Source organism: Maribacter orientalis (genome assembly GCF_900109345.1).
In the GTDB taxonomy this organism is placed as follows: Bacteria; Bacteroidota; Bacteroidia; order Flavobacteriales; family Flavobacteriaceae; genus Maribacter; species Maribacter orientalis.
This window is the reverse complement of record NZ_FNZN01000013.1, coordinates 15,618-32,557: the sequence shown is the minus strand read 5'-3', so window position 1 is coordinate 32,557 and position 16,940 is coordinate 15,618. Positions and strand designations below refer to the sequence as shown.

At 35.7% G+C, this 16,940-nt stretch carries 13 protein-coding genes and 5 tRNA genes; 17 read left to right on the top strand and 1 reads right to left on the bottom strand.

Annotated features, from left to right (window positions below; genetic code table 11):
• Positions 1 to 79 precede the first annotated feature (79 nt).
• From BMY56_RS17565 to BMY56_RS17485, 17 genes are all read left to right on the top strand, one after another.
• The gene (locus tag BMY56_RS17565) at positions 80 to 973 is read left to right on the top strand and encodes a tyrosine-type recombinase/integrase (RefSeq protein ID WP_091627329.1); all 894 of its coding nucleotides are present in this window, start codon (positions 80 to 82) and stop codon (positions 971 to 973) included.
• A 41-nt stretch (positions 974 to 1,014) separates the two neighbouring features.
• On the top strand, positions 1,015 to 1,317 hold the full coding sequence (gene hpf / locus BMY56_RS17560; protein WP_091627327.1) for a ribosome hibernation-promoting factor, HPF/YfiA family: 303 nt from the start codon (positions 1,015 to 1,017) through the stop codon (positions 1,315 to 1,317).
• 102 nt (positions 1,318 to 1,419) lie between these two features.
• Positions 1,420 to 1,493 (top strand) — tRNA-Thr (locus BMY56_RS17555).
• 27 nt (positions 1,494 to 1,520) lie between these two features.
• Positions 1,521 to 1,602: transfer RNA gene (locus tag BMY56_RS17550), tRNA-Tyr, on the top strand.
• Between the two features lie 49 nt (positions 1,603 to 1,651).
• Positions 1,652 to 1,724 (top strand) — tRNA-Gly (locus BMY56_RS17545).
• Positions 1,725 to 1,797: 73 nt separating this feature from the next.
• A tRNA-Thr gene (locus tag BMY56_RS17540) sits at positions 1,798 to 1,869 on the top strand.
• Positions 1,870 to 1,924: 55 nt separating this feature from the next.
• The gene (gene tuf / locus BMY56_RS17535; RefSeq protein ID WP_091627324.1) at positions 1,925 to 3,112 is read left to right on the top strand and encodes an elongation factor Tu; all 1,188 of its coding nucleotides are present in this window, start codon (positions 1,925 to 1,927) and stop codon (positions 3,110 to 3,112) included.
• Positions 3,113 to 3,207: 95 nt separating this feature from the next.
• Positions 3,208 to 3,280: transfer RNA gene (locus BMY56_RS17530), tRNA-Trp, on the top strand.
• A 55-nt stretch (positions 3,281 to 3,335) separates the two neighbouring features.
• Complete coding sequence (secE, locus tag BMY56_RS17525) at positions 3,336 to 3,524, top strand: preprotein translocase subunit SecE (RefSeq protein WP_091627321.1); 189 nt, start codon at positions 3,336 to 3,338, stop codon at positions 3,522 to 3,524.
• 8 nt (positions 3,525 to 3,532) lie between these two features.
• Positions 3,533 to 4,084: a transcription termination/antitermination protein NusG gene (nusG, locus tag BMY56_RS17520; protein ID WP_089262964.1), complete on the top strand. Its 552-nt coding sequence runs from the start codon at positions 3,533 to 3,535 to the stop codon at positions 4,082 to 4,084.
• Positions 4,085 to 4,155: 71 nt separating this feature from the next.
• Positions 4,156 to 4,593 carry a 50S ribosomal protein L11 gene (rplK, locus tag BMY56_RS17515; RefSeq protein WP_027067854.1) on the top strand — a complete coding sequence of 146 codons (438 nt, stop codon included), beginning with the start codon at positions 4,156 to 4,158 and terminating at the stop codon, positions 4,591 to 4,593.
• 18 nt (positions 4,594 to 4,611) lie between these two features.
• Positions 4,612 to 5,301 (top strand): 50S ribosomal protein L1, encoded by a 690-nt coding sequence (rplA, locus tag BMY56_RS17510; RefSeq protein WP_091627319.1) that lies wholly within the window; start codon positions 4,612 to 4,614, stop codon positions 5,299 to 5,301.
• Positions 5,302 to 5,327: 26 nt separating this feature from the next.
• Positions 5,328 to 5,843, top strand: a complete 516-nt coding sequence (rplJ, locus tag BMY56_RS17505; protein WP_091627316.1) for a 50S ribosomal protein L10 — start codon at positions 5,328 to 5,330, stop codon at positions 5,841 to 5,843.
• A 51-nt stretch (positions 5,844 to 5,894) separates the two neighbouring features.
• Positions 5,895 to 6,272 carry a 50S ribosomal protein L7/L12 gene (gene rplL / locus BMY56_RS17500; RefSeq protein WP_091627314.1) on the top strand — a complete coding sequence of 126 codons (378 nt, stop codon included), beginning with the start codon at positions 5,895 to 5,897 and terminating at the stop codon, positions 6,270 to 6,272.
• Between the two features lie 132 nt (positions 6,273 to 6,404).
• Entirely contained in the window at positions 6,405 to 10,214 is a 3,810-nt protein-coding gene (gene rpoB, locus BMY56_RS17495; RefSeq protein ID WP_091627311.1) for a DNA-directed RNA polymerase subunit beta, read from the top strand.
• Positions 10,215 to 10,276: 62 nt separating this feature from the next.
• Entirely contained in the window at positions 10,277 to 14,575 is a 4,299-nt protein-coding gene (gene rpoC / locus BMY56_RS17490; RefSeq protein WP_091627308.1) for a DNA-directed RNA polymerase subunit beta', read from the top strand.
• Between the two features lie 53 nt (positions 14,576 to 14,628).
• Positions 14,629 to 14,943, top strand: coding sequence for a DUF3467 domain-containing protein (locus BMY56_RS17485; RefSeq protein ID WP_091627306.1), 315 nt, complete (start codon positions 14,629 to 14,631; stop codon positions 14,941 to 14,943).
• Positions 14,944 to 14,976: 33 nt separating this feature from the next.
• On the opposite strand, the gene BMY56_RS17480 is transcribed toward BMY56_RS17485, so the two are convergent.
• Complete coding sequence (locus tag BMY56_RS17480; RefSeq protein WP_091627303.1) at positions 14,977 to 16,566, bottom strand: peptide chain release factor 3; 1,590 nt, start codon at positions 16,564 to 16,566, stop codon at positions 14,977 to 14,979.
• Positions 16,567 to 16,940 lie beyond the last annotated feature (374 nt).

Genomic DNA, 16,940 nt, shown 5'->3' with positions numbered 1-16,940 from the left:
TTTTAATAGAGAATAAAAAATCCCGCAATTTGCGGGATTTTTTTTGCTTTAACCTCAAGTCATTTAATACCTTTAGAATATGTTATTGTCACAATTCATTTCGTATCTATCCTTAGAGAAAAACTATTCTAAGCATACTGTAAAGGCATATGAAAATGATATTATTGAATTCAGTCATTTTTGTGAAATGCAATATGATATTGCAGATATCGATAAAGTAGATTATAGCTTAATTCGTTTATGGATTGTTAATTTGTCTGAAAGAGAAATAAACAATCGTTCTATTAACAGAAAAATTTCCTCACTAAAGTCTTATTTTAAGTTTCTTCAAAAAATAGAAGTATTAGATTTAAATCCACTTATAAAGCATAAAGCCTTAAAAACATCAAAAAAACTAGAGATACCGTTTTCGGAAATAGAAATGCAGAATGTGCTTTCAATTATAGAGTATACTAATGATTTTGAAGGTGTTAGAGATGAGTTGTTAATCCATGTGCTGTATGCGACAGGTATGCGTAGGGCAGAGCTGTTAGAACTAAGGTTGTCTGACGTAGATTTTGAGACCATGACTATCAAAGTTTTAGGTAAGCGAAATAAAGAACGCTTTATACCGCTGTTGTCAGAAACAAAGAGCAAGTTTAAGTCTTATTTTGTAAAAAGATTGGGGCTTAATGAAATTAAAGAAGCTAACTACGTGTTCCTTACGAAATCGGGCAATAAAATGTATGAAACTCTTGTTTATAGGTTAATAAACAAGTATTTTAGAGTAGTTTCCTCAAAGGTGAAGACAAGTCCACATATTCTTAGGCATACCTTTGCTACGCATCTCTTGAATAAGGGGGCTGATTTAAATGCTGTAAAGGAGCTATTAGGACATTCAAGTTTGGCTTCAACACAAGTTTATACGCATAATAGTATTTCTGAATTGAAAAAAGTTCATTCAAAAGCACACCCGAGGGGTAATAAATTATAATTATAATCAGGCTAAATCCTTTAGCCATTAATTTTCTGACTATGAAAGTAAATACGCAATCGGTAAATTTTAACGCAGATAGTGAATTAATTAATTTTCTACAAAACAGGCTTGATAAAATTGAAACCTTTTATTCTAAGGTCATTAGCTCTGATGTATATATGAAGGTTGAAAACACTAGTTCTAAGGCGAATAAGATAGTTGAGATAAAAATTAATGTACCTAAAGATAAATTTATTGTTAAAAAACAGTGTAAGTCATTTGAAGAGGCGGTCGATTCGGCATGTAATTCACTGGAAAGAAGGCTGATAAAACAAAAGGAGAAATTAAGAGTACAAGCTTGATGAAAATTTTTTAAAATTTGTTTTGAATAAACAAAAAATACTATACATTTGCAGTCCGTTAGAAATAGCGGGCTTTTTTATGACAGAAATGTGGTGAAATAAGCCGATGTAGCTCAGCTGGCTAGAGCAGCTGATTTGTAATCAGCAGGTCGTGGGTTCGAGTCCCTCCATCGGCTCTAAAGTTCTTGAAAATATTAGTTTGAGGGGAGATACTCAAGCGGCCAACGAGGGCAGACTGTAAATCTGCTGACTACGTCTTCGCAGGTTCGAATCCTGCTCTCCCCACAAAACTTTTAACTAGGGACTTTAAATTGAAATATTGTAATTTTTATAAGCGGGAGTAGCTCAGTTGGTAGAGCGTCAGCCTTCCAAGCTGAATGTCGCCGGTTCGAACCCGGTCTCCCGCTCTATAATTTGACAGTAATGTCATCCCTGCGAAGGCAGGAATCTGTTTTAAGAAAGACAGATTCGACACTTTACGCCGGTGTAGCTCAGGGGTAGAGCGTTTCCTTGGTAAGGAAGAGGTCACGAGTTCAATTCTCGTCATTGGCTCAATTAAGGTATAAATTTGTACACTAATATAAACTAAGATTAAAATTCATTAAACATGGCAAAGGAAACTTTCGATCGTTCCAAACCGCACTTAAATATAGGTACTATTGGACACGTGGATCACGGTAAAACTACATTAACTGCTGCTATTACAACTGTTTTGGCAAATGCAGGTCTTTCTGAAATGAGAAGTTTCGATTCTATCGATAACGCTCCTGAAGAAAAAGAAAGAGGTATTACTATTAACACTTCTCACGTAGAGTACTCTACAGCTAACCGTCATTACGCTCACGTTGACTGTCCTGGTCACGCGGATTACGTAAAAAACATGGTTACGGGTGCTGCTCAGATGGATGGTGCTATATTAGTTGTTGCCGCTACAGATGGTCCTATGCCTCAAACTCGTGAGCATATCCTTTTAGGTCGCCAGGTTGGTATTCCTAGAATGGTTGTATTCATGAATAAAGTGGATATGGTTGATGATGAGGAATTGATCGAGCTTGTTGAAATGGAAGTAAGAGAATTGCTTTCTTTTTATGAGTATGATGGTGATAATGGACCTGTAATCGCTGGTTCTGCATTAGGTGCATTGAACGGTGAGCAAAAATGGGTTGATACGGTAATGGAATTGATGGAAGCTGTTGATAGCTGGATCGAATTGCCTGTAAGAGATGTTGAGAAGCCTTTCTTAATGCCTGTTGAAGATGTATTTACTATTACCGGTCGTGGTACTGTTGCTACTGGTCGTATAGAAACTGGTATTGCAAACACTGGTGATCCTGTCGAGATTATTGGTATGGGTGCTGAAAAATTAAACTCTACTATCACAGGGGTTGAAATGTTCCGCAAAATATTAGATAGAGGTGAGGCTGGTGATAACGTAGGTATCTTGTTAAGAGGTATTGAAAAATCGCAAATTAGCCGTGGAATGGTAATCTGTAAGCCAGGTTCTGTTAAGCCACATGCTAAATTTGAAGCTGAAGTTTATGTATTGAAAAAAGAAGAAGGTGGTCGTCACACGCCATTTCACAATAACTACCGTCCACAGTTCTACGTAAGAACTACTGATGTTACTGGTAACATTGCACTTCCTGCTGGAGTTGAAATGGTAATGCCAGGTGATAACCTTACAATTACAGTTGAGTTGATTCAGCCAATCGCATTGAGCGTAGGTCTACGTTTCGCTATCCGTGAAGGTGGTAGAACGGTAGGTGCTGGTCAGGTAACTAAGATCATAGATTAATTTAATCTAAAGAGAATTGTGTTTAAGGGTGTCTTGCTCAAGCGGGACACCTTTACATGCAAATAAAAGAATAGGTGGTTTATATCACTATTCATACGGGTGTAGCTCAGTTGGTAGAGCACTGGTCTCCAAAACCAGGTGTCGGGAGTTCGAGTCTCTCCTCCCGTGCGCATTATAATTTGGAAGAAATATCTTTTAGTTTAAATTGTAAAACAGAATCTAAATGTTCACATATATAAAAGAATCCGTTGAAGAGTTAAGGAATAATGTTACTCTTCCATCACGTGCAGAATCATCAAATTTGATGGTTATTGTAGCTGTGTTTTCTATCCTTTTTGCTTTAGCAACTTGGGGTGTAGATACGGTCTTTAGTAAAGTGATAAAATTATATTTCAACACTGTTTTAAACTAGTAGGTCCTATGTCAGAAGTATTAGAGAAAAAATGGTACGTTGTTAGGGCTGTCAGTGGTCAAGAGAATAAAATCAAAGGATACATTGAAAGTGAAGTAGAGCGTCATGGTTTTTCTGACTATCTAGAAGATGTTCTTGTACCTACTGAAAAGGTAGTTCAAATCAGAAATGGTAAGAAAATAAACAAAGAAAGAGTTTATTTTCCTGGCTACATTATGATTAAAGCGAACTTGGGAGGTGAAATGGTTCACATTATCCGCTCAATTACTAATGTTATAGGCTTTTTAGGAGAGACAAAAGGCGGTGATCCAGTTCCTTTGCGAAAGAATGAAGTGAATAGAATGCTAGGTAAAGTAGATGAGCTTGCTGTAAATACAGATAGTGTAGCGATTCCATTTGTATTTGGAGAAACTGTTAAGGTAATTGATGGTCCATTTAACGGTTTTAATGGTACTGTTGAGAAGATTAACGAAGAAAAACGTAAGCTTGAGGTAATGGTGAAGATATTCGGTAGAAAGACACCTTTAGAGCTTAGTTACATGCAAGTTGAGAAAGTATAAGAATAAGTGTTACATACATATATTAAAGTAGTGTTGCTTCCGTAAACACACTTTCAATTTAATTTTAAACAATGGCAAAAGAAATAGGTAAAGTAGTTAAGCTACAAGTTAAGGGAGGTGCAGCGAATCCATCGCCACCGGTTGGACCTGCCTTAGGTGCTGCTGGTGTTAACATAATGGAGTTCTGTAAGCAGTTTAATGCGCGTACACAGGATAAACCAGGTAAAATATTACCAGTTGTTATCACCGTTTACAAGGATAAGTCATTCGACTTCGTTGTAAAAACTCCACCGGCTGCAATTCAGCTATTGGAAGCGGCTAAGATTAAAAAAGGATCTGGCGAACCTAACAGAGTAAAATTAGGTAGTGTTACCTGGGACCAAATCAAGGCAATAGCCGAAGATAAAATGGTTGACCTTAATGCATTTACAGTAGAATCGGCTATGAGTATGATAGCGGGTACTGCTCGTTCTATGGGTATGAAGGTAGCAGGAAAGAAACCTTTTTAAAATCTTAAAAGTAATTAAATGGCAAAGTTAACAAAGAAGCAAAAGGAAGCGCACTCCAAAATAGAGAAAGATAAATTATACTCTGTTACGGAAGCTTCAGCTTTAATAAAAGAGATAACCAATACAAAATTTGACGCATCGGTTGATTTGGCAGTTCGTTTGGGTGTAGATCCAAGAAAGGCGAATCAAATGGTTCGTGGTGTAGTTACACTACCTCACGGAACAGGTAAAGATGTTAAGGTTTTGGCTTTGGTAACCCCAGACAAAGAAGCAGAGGCTCTAGAAGCGGGTGCTGATTATGTTGGGTTAGATGAGTATTTGGAAAAAATTAAAAATGGTTGGACAGATGTTGATGTTATCATCACAATGCCAAGCGTTATGGGGAAATTAGGTCCTTTAGGTCGTGTATTAGGGCCAAGAGGTTTAATGCCCAATCCAAAAACAGGTACTGTAACTATGGATGTAGCTAAAGCTGTATCTGAAGTTAAGGCAGGTAAAATAGATTTTAAAGTTGATAAAACTGGTATCGTACATGCTGCGATAGGTAAAGCTTCTTTCTCTGCAGATAAAATAGCGGAAAATGCGAAGGAGTTGTTGGATACTTTGAATAAGATGAAGCCAACTGCGGCAAAAGGTGTTTATATGAAAAGTATTTTCATGTCGAGCACAATGAGCCCTAGTTTGCAATTAGATCCAAAGTCAATTTAACAAACTGCTAGTTAAAAATTATAAGTATGACAAGAGAAGAAAAAGCAACGGTTATAAAAGATTTGACTACGCAGTTGGCAGATAGCACAACAATCTATTTGGCAGATATCTCTGGCTTAGATGCTGGTACAACTTCTGATTTAAGAAGAGCTTGCTTTAAGGCAAATATTAAATTAGCTGTAGTTAAGAATACATTGCTTTCAAAAGCAATGGATGCTTCTGAAAAAGATTTTGGCGAATTACCTGAAGTATTGAAGGGGAATACCTCTTTAATGTTTTCGGAAGTTGCCAATGCTCCTGCGAAATTGATAAAGAATTTTAGAAAAAAATCTAAAAAACCTTTATTGAAGGGAGCTTTTGTACAAGAAGCAATTTACATAGGTGATGAAAACTTGGATGCTTTGGTAAGCATTAAGTCTAAAGAAGAAATGATTGGTGAGGTTATTGGATTATTACAATCGCCTGCTAAAAATGTTATTTCTGGACTTAAATCTGGCGGTGGTAAACTTGCCGGAATCCTTAAGACATTATCTGAAAGATAAGTACGCACTATAAACTAAGTATATTTTAAAAATTTTATTAAACGATAGAAAATGGCAGATTTAAAAGATTTCGCAGAACAATTAGTTAACCTTACGGTAAAAGAAGTAAATGAGTTAGCTGGTATATTGAAAGATGAATACGGTATTGAGCCTGCAGCAGCAGCAGTAGCAGTAGCTGCCGGTGGTGGTGCTGAAGCTGGTGAAGCGGCTGAAGAAAAAACTGAATTTGACGTAATTTTGAAAGCAGCAGGTGCTTCTAAATTAGCAGTAGTTAAATTGGTTAAAGAATTAACTGGTTTAGGTTTGAAAGATGCAAAGGATATTGTTGATAGCGCACCTAAAGCTGTTAAAGAAGCTGTTTCTAAAGATGAAGCAGAAGGTATCAAAAAATCATTGGAAGAAGCTGGAGCAGAAGTTGAGCTTAAATAATAGCAACAACCATATCATTTTTGGTTTAGGTCTTTTCGCTTTTTGCGGTTAGACCTAAGCCTTTTTATAGAATTAGGTATATTTAGAGGTATATCACCCATTTAGTACTCACGATCAAAACACTGTCCGTAGATGTTCACAAATCAGACTGAAAGAATAAGCTTTGCTTCCGCAAGAAATACACCGGATTATCCGGATTTCTTGGATATTCAGATTAAATCTTTTCAAGACTTTTTTCAACTAGAGACTAAATCAGATGAAAGAGGTAATGAAGGTCTTTATAATACCTTCATGGAAAATTTCCCAATAACTGATACAAGAAATCAGTTCGTATTGGAATTCTTAGATTATTTTATAGATCCACCGAGATATTCTATTCAAGAATGTATCGAGCGTGGTCTTACATATAGCGTACCGTTAAAAGCACGTTTAAAGTTGTATTGTACAGATCCGGAACATGAGGATTTTGAGACTATAGTACAGGATGTGTATTTAGGTACGATACCTTACATGACTCCAAGTGGTACTTTTGTAATCAATGGTGCAGAGAGAGTTGTGGTTTCTCAGTTGCATAGATCTCCAGGGGTTTTCTTTGGTCAGTCTTTTCATGCAAACGGAACAAAATTATATTCTGCTAGGGTAATTCCTTTTAAAGGTTCTTGGATAGAATTTGCTACCGATATTAATGGCGTAATGTATGCTTATATCGATAGAAAGAAAAAATTACCGGTTACTACTTTGTTCAGGGCTATTGGTTTTGAACGTGATAAAGACATATTAGAGATATTTGACCTTTCTGAAGAGGTTAAGGTTTCTAATGCCGGACTTAAGAAAGTACTTGGTCGCAAATTGGCCGCTAGAGTTTTGAATACGTGGCATGAAGATTTTGTGGATGAGGATACTGGTGAAGTTGTTTCTATTGAGCGTAATGAAATAGTTCTTGACCGTGATACTATTCTTGATAAAGATCATATTGCAGAGATAATTGATGCAGATGTAAAAACAATTCTTTTACATAAAGAGAATAATGCACAATCTGATTATGCAATTATTCATAATACTTTGCAAAAGGATCCAACCAATTCTGAAAAGGAAGCAGTTGAGCATATCTACCGTCAATTACGTAATGCTGAGCCGCCAGATGAGGAAACGGCTCGTGGAATAATCGATAAATTATTCTTTTCTGATCAACGTTACAATTTAGGTGAAGTTGGTCGATACAGAATGAACAAAAAATTGCAGTTAGATATTGGTATGGACAAGCAAGTCTTGACCAAAGAAGATATCATAACTATTATTAAATACTTAATTGAGTTAATAAACTCAAAAGCAGAGATTGATGATATTGATCACCTTTCTAATCGTCGTGTTAGAACTGTAGGTGAGCAATTGTCATCACAGTTCGGTGTTGGTTTAGCTCGTATGGCTAGAACAATACGTGAGCGTATGAATGTTCGTGATAATGAGGTGTTTACACCTATAGATTTAATTAATGCTAAGACATTGTCTTCCGTAATTAATTCTTTCTTTGGTACAAATCAATTATCTCAGTTTATGGACCAAACGAATCCATTGGCAGAGATAACGCACAAAAGAAGATTATCGGCACTAGGGCCAGGTGGTCTTTCTAGAGAGCGTGCTGGTTTCGAAGTACGTGATGTTCACTATACTCACTACGGCCGTTTATGTCCGATTGAAACTCCAGAGGGTCCGAATATTGGACTTATTTCTTCACTTTCTGTTTTTGCGAAGGTGAACCCAATGGGCTTTTTGGAAACACCGTATAGAAAAGTTACTGATTCTGTTGTTGATATTAATAGCTTTACTTATCTAAGTGCTGAAGAGGAAGAAGGAATGAAAATTGCGCAAGCAAACATTCCAATGAATGAAGAAGGTAAGATAACTGCTGAAAAAGTTATTGCAAGGGAAGAAGGAGATTTCCCGGTGGTTAATCCATCAGATATTCAGTATACTGATGTAGCACCAAATCAGATTGCTTCAATTTCTGCATCTTTGATTCCATTCTTGGAACACGATGATGCGAACAGAGCATTGATGGGGTCTAACATGATGCGTCAGGCTGTACCTTTATTGAAACCACAGTCACCGATTGTTGGTACTGGATTGGAACGTCAAGTTGCTTCAGACTCTAGAGTATTGATAAATGCCGAAGGAGATGGAGTTATTGAGTATGTAGATGCTCAGAAAGTTACCATCAAGTATGATAGAACTGATGAGGAAAGATTAATCAGTTTTGAAGAGGATGAGAAAACTTATTTCTTGGTGAAATTTAGAAAAACGAACCAAGGAACCAATATTAATCTAAAACCAATTGTTCAAAAAGGTGATAGAGTTAAAAAAGGACAGGTTTTATGTGAAGGTTATGCAACTGAGAAAGGTGAATTAGCATTAGGTAGAAACTTAACAGTGGCATTTATGCCATGGAAAGGGTATAACTTTGAGGATGCCATCGTAATTTCTGAAAAAGTTGTTCGTGAAGATATTTTTACATCTATTCACGTTGATGAATATTCTTTAGAAGTAAGAGATACAAAATTAGGAGCAGAAGAGCTTACTCATGATATACCAAACGTTTCTGAAGAGGCAACTAAAGACCTTGATGAAAATGGTATGATTAGAATAGGAGCTGAAGTTAAGCCTGGCGATATTCTTATAGGTAAGATTACACCAAAAGGTGAATCTGATCCTACACCAGAAGAAAAGTTATTACGTGCCATTTTTGGTGATAAAGCTGGTGATGTAAAAGATGCATCTTTAAAAGCTTCACCTTCTTTAAGAGGTGTTGTTATCGAGAAGAAATTGTTCTCTAGATCTGTTAAGGATAAGAGAAAACGTTCTGAAGATAAAGAAGAGCTTTCTAAACTTGAATTGGAATATGAAGTTAAATTCCAAGAATTAAAAGATGTACTTGTTGAAAAATTATTTACCATTGTTAACGGTAAAACTTCTCAGGGTGTACTTAATGATTTAGGAGAAGAAGTTTTACCTAAGGGTAAAAAGTATACAATGAAAATGTTAAATTCTGTTGATGATTTCGCACATTTAGTGGGCGGAAGTTGGACAACGGATAACGACACAAATACATTTGTTGCTGATTTACTTCATAATTATAAAATTAAGCTTAACGATTTACAAGGTAACTTGAGAAGAGATAAGTTTACAATCTCAGTAGGAGACGAATTGCCTGCTGGTATAATGAAGCTTGCTAAAGTTTATGTAGCTAAAAAGCGTAAACTTAAAGTTGGTGATAAAATGGCCGGTAGACACGGTAATAAAGGTATTGTTTCTAGAATAGTGCGTCATGAAGATATGCCGTTCTTAGAAGATGGAACTCCTGTTGATATCGTGTTAAACCCATTAGGTGTTCCATCTCGTATGAACATTGGGCAGATTTACGAAACTGTGTTAGGTTGGGCTGGTCTAAAATTAGGTAAGAAGTTTGCAACACCAATTTTTGATGGTGCGACTTTGGATCAAATTAATGCCTATACCGATGAAGCAGGTATTCCAAGATTTGGACATACATACTTATTCGATGGTGGAACAGGACAACGTTTTGATCAACCAGCGACAGTTGGTGTGATTTATATGTTGAAACTTGGTCACATGGTAGATGATAAGATGCATGCACGTTCTATAGGACCATATTCATTGATTACACAACAACCATTGGGTGGTAAAGCTCAATTTGGTGGTCAACGTTTTGGGGAGATGGAAGTATGGGCACTTGAGGCCTATGGTGCATCTGCAACTTTACGTGAGATTTTAACGGTTAAATCTGATGATGTAATCGGAAGAGCTAAAACCTATGAATCTATCGTTAAAGGTGAAACTATGCCAGAGCCTGGTTTACCAGAATCTTTCAACGTTTTAATGCACGAACTTAAGGGATTAGGTTTGGATATTAGACTTGAGGAATAGTTCAATAGTTACTATTGAAGACTATTAAGTAAAACAAATTAAAACATTATCAGCACGCTATTATGGCAAGAATAAAAGATAATAACCCAGTAAAAAGGTTCGATAAAATTTCAATAGGATTAGCTTCGCCAGAATCAATTTTGGCAGAATCTAGAGGAGAAGTTTTAAAGCCTGAAACAATAAATTATAGAACTCATAAGCCAGAACGTGATGGTTTATTCTGTGAGCGTATCTTCGGCCCTGTAAAGGATTACGAATGTGCTTGTGGTAAATATAAACGTATTCGTTACCGTGGTATAGTATGTGATCGTTGTGGTGTAGAGGTTACTGAGAAAAAAGTAAGAAGAGACCGCGTAGGGCATATTAATTTGGTAGTGCCGGTAGCTCATATCTGGTATTTCCGTTCTTTACCTAATAAGATTGGATACCTTTTAGGTTTACCATCCAAGAAATTGGATATGATTATTTACTACGAACGTTATGTAGTAATACAACCAGGTATAGCTAAAGGTTCGGAAGGAGAGGAAATTCAAAAAATGGATTTCTTAACGGAAGAAGAATACTTGAATATTTTAGAAAACATTCCTCAAGAGAATCAATATTTGGAGGATTCTGATCCTAATAAATTCATCGCTAAGATGGGAGCAGAATGCTTAATTGATTTATTGGGAAGAATTAATCTAAAAGAACTTTCTTTTGAACTAAGACATAAAGCAAATACTGAAACTTCAAAGCAACGTAAAACTGAAGCTTTAAAGCGTTTACAGGTAGTTGAAGCTCTTAGAGAATCTCAAGAGAATAGAGAAAACGAACCAGAGTGGATGATAATGAAAGTAATTCCGGTTATTCCACCAGAATTACGTCCATTAGTTCCATTAGATGGTGGTCGTTTTGCAACTTCAGATTTAAATGATCTATATAGAAGGGTAATTATAAGAAATAACCGTCTTAAAAGGTTAGTAGAAATAAAAGCTCCAGAAGTAATTTTGCGTAATGAAAAACGTATGCTTCAAGAAGCTGTAGATTCTTTATTTGATAATACGAGAAAAGCATCTGCTGTTAAGACAGAATCGAACAGACCATTGAAATCTCTTTCTGATTCATTGAAAGGTAAGCAAGGTCGTTTTCGTCAAAACTTATTAGGTAAGCGTGTAGATTATTCAGCACGTTCGGTAATTGTTGTGGGACCAGAAATGAGGTTGTTCGAATGTGGACTTCCAAAAGATATGGCAGCTGAATTGTACAAGCCTTTTGTAATCAGGAAATTGATTGAAAGAGGAATTGTTAAGACAGTAAAATCAGCTAAAAAAATAATAGATAAAAAAGAGCCTGTAGTTTGGGATATTTTAGAGAATGTTTTGAAAGGACATCCTGTAATGTTGAACAGGGCTCCTACATTACACCGTTTAGGTATTCAAGCGTTTCAGCCAAAACTTATTGAAGGTAAAGCTATACGTTTGCACCCGTTAGTGTGTACTGCGTTTAACGCGGATTTTGATGGTGACCAGATGGCGGTTCACCTTCCTTTAGGACCAGAAGCAATTCTAGAATGCCAATTATTAATGTTGGCTTCACATAATATTTTGAACCCTGCTAACGGTTCTCCGATTACGGTACCTTCTCAGGATATGGTTTTGGGTCTGTATTACATGACAAAAGAAAGAAAATCAACTCCAGAACTAATTGTTAAAGGTGAAGGGATTACATTTTATTCATATGAAGAGGTAGAGATAGCTTTCAATGAAGGAATGGTTGATTTGAATGCTGGTATTAAAGTAAGGGCAAAAGATTTTAATGAAGAAGGAGAATTAGTTTACAAGATTATTCCAACTACAGTTGGAAGGGTATTGTTTAACATGGAAGTGCCTGAAGCTGCTGGTTACATTAATGATGTATTGAACAAGAAATCACTTCGTGATATTATTGGTGGTATTTTAAGTGTAACTGATGTACCAACAACTGCTGACTTCTTGGATAAGATTAAAACTATGGGGTATGATTTCGCATTTAAAGGCGGATTATCCTTTAGTTTAGGAGATATTATTATTCCAAAGGAAAAGCATGAAATGATTGCTGAAGCTAACGTACAAGTTGATGGAATTAAGGCCAATTATAACATGGGTCTAATTACTAACAATGAGCGTTATAATCAGGTAATTGATGTTTGGACTTCTACAAACGCACAATTGACTGAATTGGCAATGAAGCGTATACGTGAAGACCAACAAGGATTCAACTCGGTATATATGATGCTTGATTCTGGTGCAAGGGGTTCTAAAGAGCAAATTCGTCAGTTAACAGGTATGCGTGGTTTAATGGCCAAGCCTAAAAAATCTACTGCAGGTGGTGGGGAAATTATTGAAAACCCTATCCTTTCTAACTTTAAGGAAGGTTTATCCATTTTGGAGTACTTTATATCAACACACGGTGCTCGTAAAGGACTTGCGGATACAGCTTTGAAAACGGCAGATGCAGGTTACTTGACTAGAAGATTGGTAGATGTTTCTCAAGATGTAATAATAAATACAGAAGATTGTGAAACACTAAGAGGTGTAGAAGTACAGGCGCTTAAGAAAAATGAAGAGATTGTTGAAAGTCTTGGGGAAAGAATATTAGGTCGTGTATCATTACATGATGTATATAACCCAATGACAGAAGAATTAGTTCTTACTTCAGGTCAACAGATAATGGAAGCTGATGTGAAGAAGATTGAAGCTTCTCCAATTGAAAAAGTAGAAGTTCGTTCTGCTCTTACATGTGAGGCTGAAAAAGGAATCTGTGCTAAATGTTACGGAAGAAACCTTTCTACCAATAAAATGGTACAAAGGGGTGAAGCTGTTGGTGTTGTTGCTGCTCAGTCAATTGGAGAGCCAGGTACGCAACTTACATTGAGAACATTCCACGTAGGTGGTATTGCAGGTAACATTTCAGAAGATAACAAATTAGAGGTTAAATTCTCAGGAGTTGCTGAAATTGAAGATTTGAGAACTGTTACAGGTGAAGGATTAGATGGCAAACCTGCTGAGATTGTTATATCAAGAACAAGTGAAATTAAGGTAGTAGATGCTAAAACAGGAATTACCTTAAGTACAAATAATATTCCTTATGGTTCACAGTTATTTGTGGAGAACGGAGCTAAGGTTACGAAAGGAGATGTAATCTGTTCTTGGGATCCATATAACGGCGTTATTGTTTCTGAATTCCCAGGTAAAATTGCTTACGAAAATATTGAACAAGGTGTAACTTACCAAGTTGAAATTGATGAGCAAACAGGTTTCCAAGAAAAAGTAATTTCAGAATCTAGAAACAAGAAGTTGATTCCAACTTTATTGATTCAAGATTCAAAAGGTGAAACATTGCGTTCTTATAACTTACCTGTTGGTTCACACATCATGGTAGATGATGGTGATAAGATTAAGGAAGGTAAAATTTTGGTTAAAATACCACGTAAATCTGCGAAAGCGGGTGATATTACTGGTGGTCTTCCAAGAGTTACCGAGTTATTCGAAGCTAGAAATCCTTCTAATCCAGCGGTTGTGTCTGAGATTGATGGTGTAGTTTCTTTTGGTAAAATAAAGAGAGGTAATAGAGAAATTATCATTGAATCTAAGTTAGGTGAAGTGAAGAAATATCTTGTAAAACTTTCTAACCAGATTCTAGTTCAAGAGAACGATTATGTTAGAGCAGGAATGCCTTTATCTGATGGTTCAATTACTCCAGAAGACATCTTATCTATCAAAGGCCCATCAGCTGTACAACAGTACTTAGTTAATGAAGTTCAAGAGGTTTATAGATTACAAGGAGTTAAGATTAATGATAAGCACTTTGAAGTTGTTGTAAGACAAATGATGAGAAAAGTGAGAATTCAGGATCCAGGTGATACTATTTTCTTAGAAAACCAACTTATTCATAAAGATGATTTCATTAAAGAGAATGATGATATCTTCGGAAAGAAAGTGGTAATGGAAGCTGGAGATTCTGAGAATCTTAAACCAGGACAAATTGTTACTCCTCGTGAACTTAGAGATGAAAATTCTTTGTTAAGACGTGGTGATAAAACTTTAGTAGAAGCACGTGATGCGGTATCTGCTACTGCAACCCCAATTTTACAGGGTATCACAAGAGCATCTTTACAGACGAAGTCATTTATTTCTGCTGCATCGTTCCAAGAAACGACTAAGGTATTGAACGAAGCTGCTGTAAGTGGTAAAATTGATACGTTAGAAGGTCTTAAAGAGAATGTAATTGTTGGTCATAAGATTCCGGCTGGTACGGGAATGAGAGACTACGATAGCATTATCGTTGGTTCCAAAGAAGAATATGATGAGATAATGGCTAGAAAAGAGGCCTTAAGATTTTAATATGATGATAACCCTCAAATTTTATTTGAGGGTTTTTTTTTAATTGATATAATATGAGTGACAATAAAAATCCGAATCAAAAACAAATTAATATAGAATTGGATGAAAAAATGGCTGAGGGAATTTATTCTAATCTAGCTATAATTAATCATTCAGTTTCAGAGTTTGTGGTGGATTTTATAAGTATGATGCCAGGCGCTCCAAAGGCAAAAGTGAAGAGTAGAATAATTTTGACTCCTCAACATGCTAAGAAGTTTTTAAAAGCCTTGAATGATAATGTTCAACGGTTTGAGAAAGCACATGGTGCAATTAAAGATTATGAACAACCTTCGATACCAATGAATTTTGGTCCGACAGGAGAAGCTTAAAAAAAGCCCAACTATTAAAAGTTGGGCTTTTTTTTATTCAAACTCAGAAGTAAAATGAAGTTTTACTAATGGGTATTTTTGTTGAGTCATTTGTAGTGAAAATTGAGAATCTGCTAAAAACACCAATTGTCCTCTTTTGTCTTTTGCCAAGAATTTTTGTTTTACACGTTCAAATTCTTTGAATTCTTCAGTTTTTCTATTTTCGTTACCTACCCAGCAAGCTTTGTAAACGTTGAAATTTTCATAGCTACACTTTGCCCCATATTCATGTTCAAGTCTGTACTGTATAACCTCAAATTGTAAGGCTCCTACCGTTCCAATAACTTTCCTGCCGTTTAATTCTAAAGTAAACAATTGAGCAACCCCTTCATCCATTAGTTGATCAATCCCTTTGTTCAATTGTTTTGATTTCATCGGATCAGCATTATTGATATATCTAAAATGCTCAGGAGAGAAACTTGGTATGCCTTTATAATGTAATATTTCTCCTTCCGTAAGGGTGTCACCAATTTTAAAATTGCCTGTATCATGTAGGCCTACAATATCACCAGGATATGAAATATCAACTATTTCTTTCTTTTCGGCGAAAAATGCATTCGGACTAGAGAATTTTAAATTTTTACCTTGACGTACATGCAAATAAGGTTTATTTCGCTCAAATGTTCCTGATACAATTTTTATAAATGCTAAACGATCACGATGTTTTGGATCCATGTTAGCATGAATCTTAAATACAAAACCGGTCATCTCTTTTTCATTTGCTTCTACCAAACGTTCTTCTGCATGTTTAGAGCGTGGGGGAGGTGCAATTTGTATAAAACAATCTAAAAGTTCTCTGACACCAAAATTGTTCAATGCAGACCCAAAAAATACAGGTTGTTGATCACCTTTTAAATATAGTTCTTTATCAAATTCTGGATAGACACCCCAAACCAATTCTAGATTGTCTCTCAATTCAGTTGCTGCCTTGTTTCCTATTATTTTATCTAATTCAGGGTTAGTTACATCATCAAATGCAATGGTTTGTTCTATGTTCTTCTTACTGTCACCGCTAAAAAGATTGATATTTTTTTCAAAAATGTTATAAATGCCCTTAAAATCATATCCCATTCCGATAGGGAAGCTCAAAGGCGTAACCGAAAGGCCTAATTTTTGTTCCAATTCATCTAATAGATCAAAGGCGTCTTGACCCTCTCTATCCATTTTATTGATGAAAACCAACATAGGAATTTTTCGCATTCTACAGACCTCTACTAATTTAACGGTCTGTTCCTCCACACCTTTAGCAACATCAATTACCACAATGACACTATCAACAGCTGTTAAAGTTCTAAAAGTATCTTCTGCAAAATCTTTGTGGCCAGGGGTATCTAGTATATTGATTTTTTTATTCTTATAAATAAAGGCAAGTACAGAAGTTGCCACAGATATTCCTCTCTGTCTCTCAATCTCCATAAAATCACTTGTAGCCGATTTTTTTATTTTATTGTTTTTTACGGCTCCAGCTTCCTGAATTGCACCTCCAAAAAGTAATAATTTTTCAGTTAATGTAGTCTTTCCGGCATCAGGGTGAGATATTATGCCAAAGGTTCTTCTTCGCGCTATTTCTTGCTTAAAAGTCATGTAGAATATTTGTGCAAAAGTAAGATAAATTGGATTCTTAGCCTTTAAGTTTAATTAATGAAAATCCAAAATACATCGTTTTATTTTATCAGAATGACACATTGCTTTTTTAGATTGGTTTTAAAATTTTACTAATAAATATATTTTTTTGAATAGTCTTTTAATTCAATATGAACGTACATATAACATGAATTTCGCCATTTTTTTGGTAATTGAACCAATATTTAAGTTAATCATCTTATGAATTTGATGGTTGAACGAAAAACAATTTGAGTTGAATAGTTTATAATATATCTTAGCATAGATTTTATTAAGACAGCCCCACTTTCTTAAAGGAACCTTATACTACCGTGCCATGGTGATTAGTAAAACAC